Origin of the sequence: Mycobacterium parascrofulaceum ATCC BAA-614 (assembly GCF_000164135.1) — a bacterium.
GTDB lineage: Bacteria > Actinomycetota > Actinomycetes > Mycobacteriales > Mycobacteriaceae > Mycobacterium > Mycobacterium parascrofulaceum.
In genome coordinates this window covers 1,855,854-1,870,787 of sequence record NZ_GG770553.1, presented here as the reverse complement: position 1 = coordinate 1,870,787, position 14,934 = coordinate 1,855,854, and the positions used below count along the sequence as shown (strand labels likewise).

General features: G+C 67.2%; 13 protein-coding genes and 1 pseudogene. 4 read left to right on the top strand and 10 right to left on the bottom strand.

The window, feature by feature from the left end:
- The first annotated feature begins 75 nt into the window (after positions 1-75).
- The 3 genes from HMPREF0591_RS08760 to HMPREF0591_RS08750 are packed head-to-tail and all read left to right on the top strand — an operon-like array spanning position 76 to position 2,833.
- Complete coding sequence (locus HMPREF0591_RS08760; protein WP_007168126.1) at positions 76-1,251, top strand: thiolase family protein; 1,176 nt, start codon at positions 76-78, stop codon at positions 1,249-1,251.
- Between the two features lie 5 nt (positions 1,252-1,256).
- Positions 1,257-2,345 carry an NmrA family NAD(P)-binding protein gene (locus HMPREF0591_RS08755; protein ID WP_007168125.1) on the top strand — a complete coding sequence of 363 codons (1,089 nt, stop codon included), beginning with the start codon at positions 1,257-1,259 and terminating at the stop codon, positions 2,343-2,345.
- Positions 2,342-2,833 carry a DUF302 domain-containing protein gene (locus tag HMPREF0591_RS08750; RefSeq protein ID WP_007168124.1) on the top strand — a complete coding sequence of 164 codons (492 nt, stop codon included), beginning with the start codon at positions 2,342-2,344 and terminating at the stop codon, positions 2,831-2,833. The genes HMPREF0591_RS08755 and HMPREF0591_RS08750 overlap by 4 nt, the downstream gene beginning before the upstream one ends.
- A 22-nt stretch (positions 2,834-2,855) precedes the next feature.
- Here the strand turns inward: HMPREF0591_RS08750 and HMPREF0591_RS08745 are convergent, their stop codons facing one another.
- Both HMPREF0591_RS08745 and HMPREF0591_RS08740 read right to left on the bottom strand, forming a co-directional pair.
- Positions 2,856-3,776 (bottom strand): metal-dependent hydrolase, encoded by a 921-nt coding sequence (locus HMPREF0591_RS08745; protein ID WP_040621443.1) that lies wholly within the window; start codon positions 3,774-3,776, stop codon positions 2,856-2,858.
- Positions 3,773-4,915, bottom strand: a complete 1,143-nt coding sequence (locus HMPREF0591_RS08740) for a hypothetical protein (protein WP_007168122.1) — start codon at positions 4,913-4,915, stop codon at positions 3,773-3,775. Before HMPREF0591_RS08740 ends, HMPREF0591_RS08745 begins: the two co-directional genes overlap by 4 nt.
- A gap of 118 nt (positions 4,916-5,033) precedes the next feature.
- Between HMPREF0591_RS08740 and HMPREF0591_RS08735 the strand changes: the two genes are divergently transcribed.
- The gene (locus HMPREF0591_RS08735) at positions 5,034-5,660 is read left to right on the top strand and encodes a TetR/AcrR family transcriptional regulator (RefSeq protein WP_007168121.1); all 627 of its coding nucleotides are present in this window, start codon (positions 5,034-5,036) and stop codon (positions 5,658-5,660) included.
- 75 nt (positions 5,661-5,735) lie between these two features.
- Here the strand turns inward: HMPREF0591_RS08735 and HMPREF0591_RS08730 are convergent, their stop codons facing one another.
- The 8 genes and pseudogenes from HMPREF0591_RS08730 to HMPREF0591_RS33760 form a co-directional block, all read right to left on the bottom strand.
- Entirely contained in the window at positions 5,736-6,272 is a 537-nt protein-coding gene (locus HMPREF0591_RS08730) for a hypothetical protein (RefSeq protein WP_007168120.1), read from the bottom strand.
- 28 nt (positions 6,273-6,300) lie between these two features.
- Positions 6,301-7,797 (bottom strand): flavin-containing monooxygenase, encoded by a 1,497-nt coding sequence (locus HMPREF0591_RS08725; RefSeq protein ID WP_007168119.1) that lies wholly within the window; start codon positions 7,795-7,797, stop codon positions 6,301-6,303.
- A gap of 74 nt (positions 7,798-7,871) precedes the next feature.
- Positions 7,872-8,936 carry an AraC family transcriptional regulator gene (locus HMPREF0591_RS08720; protein WP_007168118.1) on the bottom strand — a complete coding sequence of 355 codons (1,065 nt, stop codon included), beginning with the start codon at positions 8,934-8,936 and terminating at the stop codon, positions 7,872-7,874.
- A 122-nt stretch (positions 8,937-9,058) separates the two neighbouring features.
- Complete coding sequence (locus HMPREF0591_RS08715) at positions 9,059-10,354, bottom strand: fatty acid desaturase family protein (RefSeq protein ID WP_007168117.1); 1,296 nt, start codon at positions 10,352-10,354, stop codon at positions 9,059-9,061.
- Between the two features lie 96 nt (positions 10,355-10,450).
- The gene (locus HMPREF0591_RS08710) at positions 10,451-11,644 is read right to left on the bottom strand and encodes a ferredoxin reductase (RefSeq protein ID WP_425270164.1); all 1,194 of its coding nucleotides are present in this window, start codon (positions 11,642-11,644) and stop codon (positions 10,451-10,453) included.
- A gap of 147 nt (positions 11,645-11,791) precedes the next feature.
- Entirely contained in the window at positions 11,792-12,298 is a 507-nt protein-coding gene (locus HMPREF0591_RS08705) for a DUF6912 family protein (protein WP_425270163.1), read from the bottom strand.
- A gap of 3 nt (positions 12,299-12,301) precedes the next feature.
- The gene (ppk2, locus tag HMPREF0591_RS08700) at positions 12,302-13,162 is read right to left on the bottom strand and encodes a polyphosphate kinase 2 (RefSeq protein ID WP_007168114.1); all 861 of its coding nucleotides are present in this window, start codon (positions 13,160-13,162) and stop codon (positions 12,302-12,304) included.
- 41 nt (positions 13,163-13,203) lie between these two features.
- A pseudogene (locus HMPREF0591_RS33760) lies at positions 13,204-14,623 on the bottom strand (WS/DGAT/MGAT family O-acyltransferase).
- Between the last annotated feature and the right edge of the window lie 311 nt (positions 14,624-14,934).

Genomic DNA, 14,934 nt, shown 5'->3' with positions numbered 1-14,934 from the left:
CGATCTAGGTTGCATTCAGTGTACCTAGGTGTTATAGCTGGGTATAGGAGTTAATACTCAGCTCGAGGAGGAGCCATGAACCGCGACGCCGTGATCGTCGGGGCCGTCCGCACCCCGATCGGCAAGGGCAAGCCGGGCGGCGCGCTGCACGACGTGCTGCCCGCCGACCTGCTCGCCCACAGCCTGCGCGAGCTGGTCGCGCGCACCGGTGTGGACCCCGCGCAGGTCGACGACGTCATCGCCGGCGCCGTCGCCCAGGTCGGCGACCAGGCGGTCAACATCGCGCGCAATGCGTTGCTGGGCGCCGGATTCCCCGAGTCGGTTCCCGGCGTCACGATCGACCGCCAGTGCGGCAGCAGCCAGCAGGCCATCAGCTTCGCCGCCCAGGGCGTGCTCTCCGGCGCCTACGACGTCGTCGTCGCCGCCGGTGTGGAGTCGATGGGCCGCGTCCCGATGGGCACCTCGGTGCTGCCGGGCAGCAATCCCTTCGGTGCGGACATGACGCGGCGCTACCCCGACGGGCTGGTGCCGCAGGGCATCAGCGCCGAACTGATCGCGGCGCGCTGGGGCTTCTCGCGCACCCAGCTCGACGAGTTCTCCGCCCGCAGCCACGACAAGGCGGCCCGCGCCACCAAGGACGGCCTGTTCGACAAGGAGCTGATCCCCATCGCCGGCCTGTCCACCGACGAATTCATCCGGCCCGGCACCACGGTCGAGACGCTGGCGGGTTTGCGGCCGGCGTTCTACAGCGAGGCAATGGAAGCCCGCTTCCCGCAGATCAATTGGGAGATCACCGCCGGCAACTCCTCGCCGCTCTCGGACGGCAGTGCCGCGGTGTTGATCACGACCAGCGACGTCGCGAGCAAGCTTGGGCTGCGCCCGCTGGCCCGCATCCACACCACCACCGTGGTCGGCTCCGATCCGCTCTACATGCTGACCGGGGTCATCCCGGCCACCGAAAAGGTGCTGCGGCGGGCCGGTTTGACGCTGGCCGACATCGACCTGTTCGAGGTCAACGAGGCCTTCGCGCCCGTGGTGCTCGCCTGGGCACACGACACCGGCGCCGACCTGGCCAAGACCAACGTCAACGGCGGCGCCATCGCGATCGGCCACCCGCTGGGCGCCAGCGGCGCCCGCATCATGACCACGCTGGTCAACGCTCTCGAGCAGCGCGGCGGGCGGTACGGGCTGCAGACGATGTGCGAGGGCGGCGGCATGGCCAACGCGACGATCATCGAGCGGCTGGGTTAACGACGATGTCGTCGCCCAGCAGCTCGAGAGTCTTTGTCGTCGGCGGCACCGGAGCCCAGGGCATGCCCGTCATCCGCGCCCTGGTCGCCGACAAGAAATATTCCGTTCGATTCCTCAGCCGCGACCCCGGCTCGCGGCGGGCCAAGGAGCTCCTGGCCCTCGACAACGTGTCCGTGCTGGAAGGCTCATTCGCCGACGAGGCGATCCTGCGGGAAGGATTCCGCGGTTGCGATGCGGCATTCGTCAACATCGACGGGTTCAACACCGGCGAGAAAACCGAGATGTATTGGGCCATCCGCAGTTACGAGATAGCGGTCGAGGAAGGAATCAAATTCTTCGTCTATGCGAACCTTGACTACGGGCTCAAGAAGTCGGGATACGACTCTCGATTCCGCACCGGCCACTATGACGGCAAGGGCCGGGTGGGCGAGTGGATCCTGTTCCAGAACCAGGTGAATCGCTCCCGGATGGGAGCGGCGGTCTTCACGTCGGGTCCGTACATCGAGATGGTGATCTCACCCGGGACGCCCATGGCACCTTCCGTCGAGGATGGTGTCGTGACGTGGCGGGTTCCGCTCGGTGCGGGTGCCGTGCCTCATGTGGCTCTCGAAGATTGCGGGCATTACGTCCGGTGGATCTTCGACCATCCCGACCGCGCGAACGGCATGGATCTCGAAGTCGCTATCGACCATATCGCCTATGCGGATCTTGCCAGGGCGTTCGAGAAGGTCACCGGACACCCGGCGCGTTACGTCGACACGGATTTGGACACGTACTGGAGAGATGGCGCGCTCGGCAGGCTCGCGGATCAGCCCGCCGGGTACAACGCGGACTCCAGCGACAAGAGCACCATGAACGTCCGGGACAACTTCACGGGATTCTGGAATCTGTGGAAATACGGAGTCGTCAAACGCGATTACGACCTGCTCGATCAAATTCACCCGAACCGGATCCGGAATGCCGAGGAATGGTTCCGCAGAGAAGACGAGCGGGGAAGAGCGCTGGGAAAGGGAGGCCTCTGGGAGAGGGTGCAACCGGAGAACCGGACTCCGATCCTGAAGATCGGCGAGGATATGAGGACGGGGAAATTATGACCGAGACCCCGTTCGAGGGCGTGCGGGTGCGCTGTGACAGCGCCAAGGGCTACGACGAGTTGCTCGCCGCCCTGCTGGCCGACATCGGCGAGCGGCCCGTCCCCATCAACGACATCGTGACCACGACCGACAGCTGGGATTCCTACCGGAGGCGGATTGAATCTCACCTCGGGCCAAGCGGATTCATGTTGTTCGGCCTGGTCGACCACGGGGGGTGGATCACCAAGGCCGGCATCGAGCGCAAGGCGATCCGCGTCATCCTCGGCAACCCGCTGATCGCGATCACGATGCTGCGTCACGACCTGACCGCGGGCCTGTTCGCCCCGGTCGAACTCCTGATCCTGGAGGAGCCCGCCGGCAGCAGCCTGACCTACGTCAAGCCGTCGTCGCTGATGGTCGTCGAGCCCAATCCCGAATTGCTCGCCGCCGCGGAACAACTCGACGCCAAGCTGTCCTCGCTGGCCGACAAGGTGACCAGCGGCTCCTGAACGAACAGCTCCGCGCCCGCGGCTAATTGGCGAGTTGGCTGGAGTACCAGTGGCAAACGTCATCGCCCTGGTTGTAACGCCGGAACCAGGCGTCCGCGAACTTCGGGAGCGGTTCGTTTGCAGGATCATGTAACGGCGTTTGGCTCATCATCACCCGCGCGAAAGCGGAGAGCTTTTGCCGCCACGGCACCGTGTTCAGCGCCGGCTTCACGCGCTGCGAAGCAGTCTTGCCGCGTTTGCATATGCGGTCACGCATCCTGGCCCGGATGCCCCGCAACGGAGTGAAATCGCGTGCATCCACCCCACGTTCGGATAGCGGGACGCCAACGTTGAGGCTTTCCAACAGGCGGGTGGAGACGTGCAGCAGGTGTCGGACGACGCGGGGCAGCACGCGCATTCGGTACAGCTTGTCGTTGACCACCGCGTCGTAAACGACCAGCGCCGAGCTACGGTGTTCGACCTCTTCGACGAAGTGCCACATCAGCAGCGACGCCACTCGTTCGTCACCGGGACGAAAAAGTGTCGCCTCGTTATCGAGCAACATTTTGAAGAACGGCGTGAAAGTTGCTTCCAGGTCCGCGATGTAGGCCAGTCTGAACTTCAGCGGGGTTGTATCCGTCAGGTGGTCATACGAGGCGACGGCCTCGTCGAGCGTCTCCTGTAGGCCGGGATGCTTTAGGATCAGGGCTCGGAGATGCTGGCGGTGCGCGTTGGCGTGTTGGGCCTCCTGCCGCAAGAAGGCCTCCGCTTCGTCAGCGACCACGGGGTCGGCGATGTGCGGCATGGCCTCTCGCACGGTGGAGACGATCATCTTTTCGAAGCAGATCGCCATGATCGAGACCATGTTCATGTAGGTGGAAAAGGCGGGGTTGTCCGCGTTCCAGTTGAATGGCACGTCGCCGTCCAGGTCGAAACGCATGCGTCGAATTTCCAGTTCGGTCACGGCGCCACCCCGTGCCGGGTCTGCCGCGGTCGACGCAGCAGAGCCGATGGGCTGCGGATCGTCACCGACACGGTCAGTGCGATCGCAAGCAGGAAGCACGCCAGCACGTAGCTCAAGCTGCCGGTGCGCGTTCCGTCGGGCGTGATGCCGTTGGAGGCGTTCAGGTAGGCGGGCATGGCCGACCACCACAGCGCTCCGAGCACGATCAGGAACGCGGAGCCGAAGACGCCGACGAAAGGATTGCGCGCGTTGGGGGTGAACGCCGAGTTGCGCCACTGACGCCACAGCACCGGGATCGCCACCACGGCGAACGCGGCGAGGAGGACGAAGTACACCGCCCGTCGCAGCGTACTGTCCGGACGGTCGCCGCCGACCAGCAGAATCGGAATGTTGGCGACAACCAAGCCAACCGGCACCAACACCGCCACGCCGAATGTGCGGGCGGTCAATGCGATTCGACTCAGCACTCGGCCACGTTCGATGGGACGAGTCACCAGGAGTTGTGTGAACAAAGCGACGCAGGCCGGCCCAACGGTGGCGAAGAGCAAGACGCTACTCATCGGCACCGAGGCCAACATCGGTTGGTTGATCGCGTTGTCGGTGTTCCATGCCCACCAGCGCAGTTGCGGACCCAACTGGTCGAAGATTTCGTAGAAGCACTGGTGGGTGACGCCCACGCACACGGCGCCGACGTAGGAGCCCCAGTCTCGGAATACGCCCAAACTACGGACCACTTCGTACGCCAGAGTCATCATCGCCGGGTAAAGCGCGACGATGTAGACCGGCAACCGGTCGTACATGAACTGGACCGTGAAGACGTTGTGCACGAAGACCGCACCGACGGTGTCGTCGGTGCCGAAGGCGGCGGGAAAGTACAGGGGCGGCTCGACGATGAGGAGGTAGACGACCGTGGCGAACCAGATCACGATGTTGGCGGGGTCCCTGTCACGGCGTAGCCGGCGAATCGCCCACCAGAGCGCCAGCACCGCGCCCGCGACGACCAACAATTCGAGTACGGGCAGCGTCCAATTCGCCAGTCCGAAGGGACTTCTCAGAGTCACCCATGGCGAGGCGTGCTCACAGCTGAACCCTAAGCGGTTGGCGATGCGTTCGATGTCGTCGCTGCATTGACCGCTCATTATCGGGCGTCCTCATCACTGGCACACGCACAAGAACATACGCACTTACCGAAAGCTTGACGATACATGTTTAGCAAGGTTGTATCGCCGATGTCCAGCCTCGATTACCTTTGCAGATATGCGGACCCACGGATGGCGGGGAGAACCGCCGACCAGCGACGAGGATGCCGCCGCGCGGATCGTGGCGGCGGCCGACCGCTGCGTGCGACGCCGCGGCGGACAGACCACCATCGCCGACGTCGCGGCCGAACTCGGGGTCAGCAGGAAGACGGTGTACCGGTACTTTCCCAGCACCACAGCGTTATTGCGAGCGGCCGCCACTGAAGGCACGCGCAGGTTCCTGAAGACCATGGCCGAACGCCTGAAGACGATTGACGACGTCGCGGAGGCCGTCGTCGAGGGCATCGTCCTCACCGTCACCGAAGTGCCCAACGAGCCGTACCTTCGGCTTCTTCTCGAAGAGCCGTCGCACGCGCTGCTGCGCAGCGTCACGTCCGAGACGGCGCGTCGCATCGGACAGCAGGTTCTGGTCGAACACACGTCCGTCGACTGGGAGCGAACGCCGGTCGCGTCGCAAGCGTTGGATGAGTTGGTCGAATGGGCGCTCCGCGCGGTGCACTCCTTCATGTCCAACCCCAGCGACCCACCGCGCGACGCGGACGAACTTCGTGGTTACCTCCGGCGGTGGCTGGCGCCGGCGATCAGGGAGTGGGCCGCGCGACCGGTAACCGCAAGCGTCGGCTGATCACCGATAAGCCGCTCGAACACCCAGTGCGGCAAATGAACCCTACCCGGCAGGGCCGGGACGGGCAGTGACTCGCTAGAGCCAGCCGGTGCGGGCCGCGGCCACCGGCTCGGCCGGCGTCGGGGCCAGCTCACCGTCCCGCACGCCGTCGAGCATCCGCTTCACCGCGGCCACGATCTCCGGCGCCGCCGCGGCCAGCCCGGCCTTGTCGGCGTCGCTCACCTCATCGGGGTCGACGCCCGCCCGGGCCAGCACGGCGGCCGGGTCGGCCAGCTGCCCGGCCAGCCAGGCGACGGGGTCGGCCGACAGCTCGGGAACGAAATGCCGCCGCCCGGGCTCCCACCCGTCGAATTTCGGGTGGTGATGGGCGCGGTCCAGCGTCCCGGGCGGGCTCTCGGTGGAGCCGAACAGGTCCACCCGCCACACCGGACGGTTGAAGGCGATCGGGACGCCGGCGTAGATCGACCCCTGCGGCTGATCCCGGTCGACCAGGCGCAGTTCCAGCCTGACCCCCCGCTCCGGGGTTTCCTGGCCTTCGAGCGGGCGCGGGTCGACGAAGAACATGTCTCCGACGACCACACCGAGGGTTTCGAATCCGAACGCTGCGAGCATGTTTGCGAGCGTAGTCCCAGCCGCGGCGTCAGGCGCCGACTTCCTCGGCCGCCCGTTCGGGCAGGACCACCTCGTAGTCGCTGAGCACCGCCGTCCTGGTGCGGCGCTGGTATTCGTGCACCAGTCCGGGCCAGTTGGTGGTGACCCGGCCCGAGGAAGCGCGATACCAGGAGTCGCAGGTGGTCCACACGCCGGCGTCCAGGCGAGACTGGACCTCCGCGTCGTAGGCCTGCTCCACGGCGGCCCGGACCTCGAACGCGCGCGCCACGCCCCCGCGGGCGAGCTCTTCGGTGATCTGGCGGATGTAGCGGGCCTGCTGCTCCATCATCAGGATGATCGAACTGCTGCCCAGGTTGGTGTTCGGGCCGTAGATCAAAAACATGTTCGGGAAGCCCGGCACGGCCATGCCCAGATGGGCGCGCGCACCTTGCGCCCACTCGGACTGCAGGTCGCGCCCGTGGCGGCCGGTGACCGTCATCGGCGCGAGGAATTCGGTCGCCTTGAACCCGGTGCCGTAGACGATGACGTCCACCTCGTGCACGACGCCGTCGGCGGTGCGCACGCCGGTCGCCGTCACCTCGGTGATCGCCTGCGTCTCGACGTCGACGTTGTCACACGCCAGCGCCGGGTACCAGTCGCTGCTGAACAGCACGCGCTTGCAGCCGATCGGGTAGTCGGGCGTGAGCTTGGCCCGCAGCACGGGATCCTTGATGTGGCGCTTGAGGTTCACCGCCGCGACGACGCCGATCACCCGGGCGAGCGGGGCGACCTTGGTCAGCGCGAGGCCGAAGAACTCCGAGATCTCCCAAATCAACGCGCGCATGGCCGCGGCGAACCCCGGCACGGTGCGAAACGCCGCGTGGTGCGCGTCGGTGTAGGCGCGGTCCGGCTTCGGGATGACATACGGGGCGGAGCGCTGGAAGACGGTGACGCGCCCGGCGACCCGGCGAATGCGCGGGACGAACTGGATCGCCGACGCGCCGGTGCCGAGCACCGCGACCCGCTTGCCGGCCAGGTCGACGTCGTGGCGCCATTGCGCCGAGTGGAAGGACGGGCCCGCGAAGGTGTCGAGCCCCGCAATGTTCGGGAGCGCCGGGCGCGACAGCTGGCCCACGGCGGGCACCAGCACGTCGGCCTCGAAGGTTTCGCCGGTCGACGTCTCCACCCGCCAGCTGGCGGAGGGATCGTCGTAGCGTGCCGAGGTGACCTCGACCCCGGTCCGGACCAGCTTGCGCAGGCCGAACCGGTCGGCGGTGTCGTGGATGTAGCCGAGGATGTCGCGCTGCTCGGCGTACCGCCGCCCCCAGTCGGTCTTCCGGGCGAACGAGTACGAGTACAGGTTGGACGGAACGTCGCAGGCGGCGCCGGGATAGGTGTTCTCCCGCCAGACGCCGCCGATGCCGTCGGCCTTCTCCAGCACCGTCACGTCGGCGAGACCGTCCCTGGACAGCTCGTGGGCGGCCGCGAGGCCACCGAACCCGGCGCCGATGACCAGGACGCGAGGCTTGCGAGTGGGCGAAGTCATGAAGCAACGGTAGGGGCGGGCGGCGGGTCACCGGCAGCCGATTGCGGACGGCAAATCCATGATTCCGGCCACGCTCAGACGGCAACCAGCCGCGCGCGGGGCGCGACCGAACGCTGATGGCGCGCGGGCGTCGTGCCCGTCCACCGCTTGAAGGCGGCGATGAAACTCGTCGCCTCGGCGTAGCCCAGCCGCAGCGCGACGTCCTCGACGGACAGCGCGCCCGTCGCCAGCAGTTCCTCGGCGAGGACCCGGTGCACCTCCTCGACCAGATCCCGGAAAGTCGTGTTCTCCTCGGCCAGGCGCCGTCGCAGCGTGCGCTCGCTCATCGCCAGTTGCCGGGCGACGGCCGTGATCGTGTGGGGTTCGCCGTCGATGGAGGCCAGCCGCTCGCGGACGCGCTGCGCCACGCCGGTCCGCTGGCGGCGGCGTTCGAGCAGGGCGCGGCACTGCTGCTCGCACATGGCCACGGTCATCTCGCTGGCCTGCGGGAGCGGGTCGCCCAACAGGGCGGCCGGCCACCGCGCCACATTGGCCGGCGCGCCGTAACCCGGCGTCACGCCGAACGCCTTGCGCGCCAACGCATCACCCGAAGCGGGCGCCGGCCCGGCGAACTCGATCGCGGTGAACGGGACGGGCCGGCCCAGCAGTTCGGCCATCACCCGGGCGATCGCCGCCAGATCGCGGCGCACCAGAAACTCCGCCACCGGACCGGTCACGTCGGGCAGGTCGAGGCGCATCGCCGCCACCGGGCCCGCCACCGTGACGGTCGGCAGACAAAAACCGTAGCTGAGCTCGTAGTAGCGGGCCGCGAACCGGACGGCGTCGCCCAGCGTCGAACTGGTCAGGCAGGCGAAACCGAAGATGCCCAGCGACCCGACGTGATAACTGCCGCCCACCCGCACCCCGAGGTCGGCCGGGTCACCCAGCAGTTTCACCAGGTTGGTCACCACCGCCAGCTCCTGGCGCCCCACGATCATCCGGTTGTGGTCGCGCAGGTCGGCCTCCGACAGGCCGGTGCCCTCGAGCACGTCGGCCACGGCAAGCCCATTCTCGCAACCGAACTCGGTCATCAGCGCGACGCTGGCCGTGCTGCGGGGGAAGTCCCAGTGCGACACCTGCGATCCGACGAACACCTGCACGCATCCCAGTATGGCGGCCGGCCCTGCGCGAGGGCGGCTACCCCCGCCGCTGCGCCGAACGTGCACTCACGGCGAAAAACAAGCCGAAATACCGCCCTGAGTGCACGTTCGGCGACGAAAGGCTAGGCCGCCAGGTCGTCCGCGCCGCCGACCGCCCGGCGCGCCTCGCGCTGCGCGCGCTTGGTGCGTCGCCAGCCGCGTACGGTCTCGATCGCCGTCCTCAGCCCGCGCCGGCGGCCGGTCTCCGGGTCGGTGCCCGCGAAACCGGGCTCGAGCTCGGCGAACATCCGCTCGCTGCGCGTCTCCGGCGCGTTGTCGGCGGTGTCGCGCAAGTAGGAGTTCGGCAGCGACAGCTTGGCCAGGGTCCGCCACGTCTTGGCGTACTGCAGCAGGAATGAGCCTGTGGTGTAAGGCAAGTCGTACTTGTCGCAGACCTCGCGCACCCGCACCGCGATCTCGGCGTACCGATTGCTCGGCAGATCCGGGAACAGGTGGTGTTCGATCTGGTGGGACAGGTTCCCGCTCATGAAGCGCAGCGCGGGGCCGGCCTCGAAGTTGGCGCTGCCCAGCATCTGGCGCAGGTACCACTGGCCCTTGGACTCGCCGATCATGTCGGTTTTGGTGAATTTCTCTGCGCCGTCGGGGAAATGGCCGCAGAAGATGACCGCGTTGGCCCACACGTTGCGGATCACGTTGGCGAGCGCGTTGGCCTTCAGCGTGGACGCGTAGGTCGCCCCGGGCGAGAGCGCGGTCAGCGCGGGGAACGCGACGTAGTCCTTGACCACCTGTCGGCCGGCCTTGGCGAGGAACTCGTCCACCCGCTGCCGGGCGTCGTCGTGATCCATCCGCTTCTTGACGATCTTGCCGAGCTCCACGTGCTGCAGGCCGACGCCCCACTCGAACAGCAGCATGAGCATCGTGTTGTAGACCAGGTTGAGCAGGTTGAAGCGCTTCCAGCGCTGGTCACGGGTGACGCGCAGCAGGCCGTAGCCGACGTCGTCGTCCATCCCGAGGATGTTCGTGTACTTGTGGTGCACGAAGTTGTGGGTGTAGCGCCAGTGCTTGGACGACCCGCTCATGTCCCATTCCCACGTGGTGGAGTGGATCTCCGGGTCGTTCATCCAGTCCCACTGGCCGTGCATGACGTTGTGGCCGATCTCCATGTTCTCGATGATCTTGGCCACGCCCAAGGTGACGGCTCCCGCCCACCACGCCGAGCGGCGCGAACTCGCGGCCAGCAGCAGCCGGCCGGAAACCTCCAGCGCGCGCTGCGCCGCGATGGTGCGGCGGATGTAGCGGGCGTCCCGCTCGCCGCGCGAGTCCTCAATGTCCTGGCGGATGGCGTCCAGTTCGACGGCCAGGTTCTCGATGTCGGCGTCCGTCAGATGGGCGAATACGTCGACGTCGGTGATCGCCATCGTCTTCCTCCCTACGGTCGATTTGTCCGTCCCAAAACCAGGTCCAGACCTACGCTATCGTAACCTACGAATGCGTAGGTTACCTGTGAGTAGCATTTAGATGTCGAGCACACAATCGCCGGAAGCGGCCGACACGCAGGTCTGAATCCGCGTGCCCGGGTCGTGCTCGGCGCCGGTGCGCAGATCACGCACGTGACCCTCCATCAGGTTCACGACGCATGACTGACATATACCCATTCGGCAGCCGAAAGGCATCTGCACGCCGGCGCCCTCGCCCGCGTCCATCAACGACGTGGCGGCGTCCGCCGCGACGGCGCGACCGCTGCGGGCGAAAGTGACCGTTCCGCCGGCGCCCGCCGGTGCGGCCTTGGTCACCGCGAAGCGTTCCAGGTGCAGTCGGTCGCCGGCCCCCGCGGCCGACCAGATCTTCTCGGCCTGGGTCAGCATGCCCTCGGGTCCGCAGGCCCAGGTGTGCCGTTCGCGCCAGTCCGGCACCTCGTGGTCGAGCAGCGCCAGGTCCAGACGACCCTGGGTGCGGGTTTCCCGCAGCGCCAGGCGGTAGCCCGGATGGTCGGCGGCCAGCGCGGCCAGCTCGGTGCGAAACATCACGTCCGATTCGGTGGGCGCCGAATGCACGTGCACGATGTCACCAATCTGGTTGCGGCGCAACAATGTTCGTAGCATCGACATCACCGGCGTGATGCCGGAGCCGGCGGTGAGGAACAGGATCGACGACGGCGCGGGGTCGGGCAGCACGAAATTGCCCTGCGGCGCGGCCAGCCGGACAATGGTCCCCCGCTCGACGCCCGCCACCAGGTGGGTGGACAGGAACCCTTCCGGCATCGCCTTGACGGTGATGGTGACCGTGCGCGCGGAGCCGGATCCCGACGTCTTGGCGGGACTGGACGTCAGCGAATACGACCGCCAGCGCCAGCGCCCGTCGACCAGCAGGCCGATACCGATGTACTGGCCCGGCTGGTAGTCGAAGTTGAAGCCCCAACCCGGCTTGATCACCAGGGTCGCGGAATCCTCTGTCTCGCGGCGCACCTCGAGGATGCGACCCCGCAGCTCGCGCGCCGACCACAGCGGGTTGGCCAGATGCAGATAGTCGTCGGGCAGCAGCGGCGTCGTGATGCGTGCGGCCAGCTTGCGCAGCGCGTGCCACCCGGGATGCCGGTCCGCACCCGCGACAACGGGTCGCTTGGTGTCGACGACGTTGCCCACGATCGAGGGGTTACGTCTACCCAGCGGAAGCTCCTGCTCACTACGCGGCGTCTTGGTTGCACTCACCATTGTGGTCGATTCCTGGGGCCTCACGAAACCTACGGTACCGTAACCTACGGTTCCGTAGCTAGCGCCGCGGCCCGGAAAGGGTCACATCCGGCGTGATTGATCGCCCGATGGACGGCTACGCCGCACACACCGTCGCCGGGCTGGTCAGAGCAGCTCGAGCAGGAACGGCAACTCCTGGTTGGCGTACCACGCCAAGTCGTGGTCCTGCGCGTCGCCGACGATCAGCTCCGCGTCCTCGTCGCCCAGGTCGGCGGCGTCGATGGCCTCGATCGCCTTGGTCACGGCCGGCTCGGCGTCCGCGTTGTCGACGTAGGCGGCGATCACGTCCTCCAGCGCGACGGGCCCGGCGAGCCTCACCACGGCGTCGTCGAGGTCGGGCCGGAAGGTGACGTCGCCGACCTCGGCGGCCAGCACCGCGCGCCGCGGCGGCGGAGATCCGGCGCCGGCGGCTTCGGAGTCCGCCAGCAGGCGCAGCGACGCCAGCGCCGCCTCGCGCAACGCGACCTCGGCGAGCTCGTCGTCGTCGCCCTCGGCGTACGCCTCGCGCAACATCGGCGTCAGGGCGAACGCGGTCCCGTTGACGGGCCGCAACAAGCCGTCAGCGACCAACCCCTGCAACATGGCCAGCGTGGCCGGAATGTAAACCTGGATGGCTCAATCCCCGATCAACGTGGCCGCGTAGTCGTCGACATACGTCGCCAGGTCGCGCGGCGGGCGCTGGTAACTGACGGCAGGCAGCGGAAGTTTGGGCAGTTTGATCTTCGGCCGTTCCACGTCGTGGTAGTCGATCGTGGACAACAAATGGGCCATCATGTTCAGCCGCGCGTGCTTTTTGATATCCGATTCCACTACATACCAAGGGCTGAACGAGGTATCGGTGTGCACCATCATCTCGTCCTTAGCCCGCGAATATTCTTCCCATCGGTAGACCGATTGCAGGTCCATGGTGGACAGTTTCCATTGCCGCACAGGGTCATTCAGCCGAGCCCTGAACCGGCGCAGCTGTTCGGCCTCGGAAACCGAGAACCAATATTTGCGGAGCAGGATCCCCTCGTCGATCAGCAACTGCTCGAAGATCGGCGTCTGCCGCAAGAACAACACGTACTCCTGGGGCGTGCAGAATCCCATGACCTTCTCGACACCGGCGCGGTTGTACCACGACCGATCGAACAGCACGATCTCCCCTTTGGCGGGTAAATGGGCGATATAGCGCTGGTAGTACCACTGTCCGCGCTCCCGCTCCGTCGGCGCGGGCAGTGCCGCGATGCGGACGGCCCGTGGGTTCAGGTATTCGGTGATCCGCTTGATGGTTCCACCCTTGCCCGCTCCGTCGCGGCCTTCGAAGATGACCACGACGCGGGCGCCGGTGTGCCGAACCCACTCCTGCAGCGTGACGAATTCCGTTTGCAGCCTGAACAATTCAGCTCGGTATACCGCGTCGGGCACCTTCCGCACGGGCGGCGATTTCTTTGTGTGTGCCTTCGCGGACTCGCCGTCTTTGGTCGCGATGCTCATATCAACGGATGATAGATCCAGGCAGCAAGTTTCACCTCCGACTACGAGCGGGAAGCTTCCAGCAATTCCTCGAGCGATTGGCTCAGCAGGCCGGGCAGCAGCTCGACGTCGCTCATCGCTTCACGGTCGGCGTTGATGCCGAAATACAGCATGCCGTTGTAGGACGTCACGCTGATGGCCAGCGCCTGGTTGTGCAGCAGTGGCGGCACCGCGTAGGTCTCCAGCAGCTTGGTGCCGGCGACGTACATCTGCGACTGGGCCCCCGGCGCGTTGGTGATCAACAGGTTGAACGTCCGCCGGGAAAAGCTCGGGAAACTGGTGGCGACCCGGATGCCCATGGCGTGCAAGGTGGGCGGCGCGAATCCGGACAGCGTGACGATGGTCCTGGCGTCCACCAGGCGGGCGGCCGTCGGGTTGGACTCGGTCGCGTGCGCGATCTGCGACAACCGCACCACCGCGTTCGGCTCCCCCACCGGCAGGTCGACCAGGAACGGCATCACCTGGCTGATGGCCTGGCCGGGCCCGGTCGCGTCGAGCTGGCCGTCGGCGTAGATGGACAGCGGCGCCATGGCCCGCACCGTGGCGGTCGGCGACACCGCCACCCCGCGCGACATCAGCCAGTTGCCCAGGGCACCGGCGATGACGGCGAGCACCACGTCGTTGACGTCGCAGTCGTACCGCGCGCACCGTCCGGTAGTCGTCGAGGTTGCCGCACGCGACAGTGAACCGCCGGTGACGCGAGACGGTGGCGTTCAGCGGGCTGCTGGGCGCGGTGCCGCGCGCCACGTTGCGGGCGAAGTCGAGGACCCGACGGCCGGTCGCGACGATTTCGCCGGGGGCGGTCACCAGCCCGCCGATGGCCGACCCGACGGCCTGCAGCTGCGCGCCCGGCACGACGAACCAGTCGCCGACGGCCCCGAACATCAGCCGCGCGTTGCCCGGGTCGCGTTCGGGAACCCAGATGTCCTCGGGAAACGACGGCGGGCGCTTGGTGCGGTCGGCGATGACGTGGTTGATCTCCAGCGCGGTCATGCCGTTGACGAGGGCTTGATGCGACTTGGTGTAGAGGGCGACCCGGTTCTTGGACAGGCCCTCGACCAGATACATCTCCCACAGCGGCCGCGACTTGTCCAGCGGCCTGGCGGCCAGCCGGGCGATCAGCTCGTGCAGCTGTTCGTCGCTGCCCGGGGAGGGCAGCGCGGAGCGCCGGACGTGGTAGGTGATGTCGAAGTCGCCGTCGTCGACCCACACCGGGCGGGCCGAGCCGACCCGCACCTCGCGCACCTTCTGCCGGTAGCGCGGGATCTGGGCCAGCCGCTGTTCGACGGTGGCCAGCACCGTCTCGTAGCTCAATCCCGCGCGCGGGCGGCGCAGGATGGACAGCGATCCGACGTACATCGGGGTGGCCGTGTTCTCCAGCCGAAAGAACGACGCGTCCGATGGGGACAACCGGGTCACCATAGGGCGCTGTCCTCCTCGTCGCCTCGTCGCCCTGCTGCCTAAGGGAATGTCCCGCCCCACGGTAATCGCCTCCGCCGGGCCCCGGACGAGCGCGGGTACGCGCGGCCGCGAGTTGTGCCATGATGGCCACTGCCTGCCACTCTCCAGCGGGCTTCCGGTTGCACCGAAGAGTTGGAGAGTGCGCGTTGAACACCAGCCCCGTCGCGGATCCGCCCGACGCCTTCGCCGTCTCGCCGGTCGTCGACTACGAACCCCCGGCGCTCGACGTGCCGCGCGCCGTTCCCGCGTGCCGGCAGCCATCCCGGCCGCTG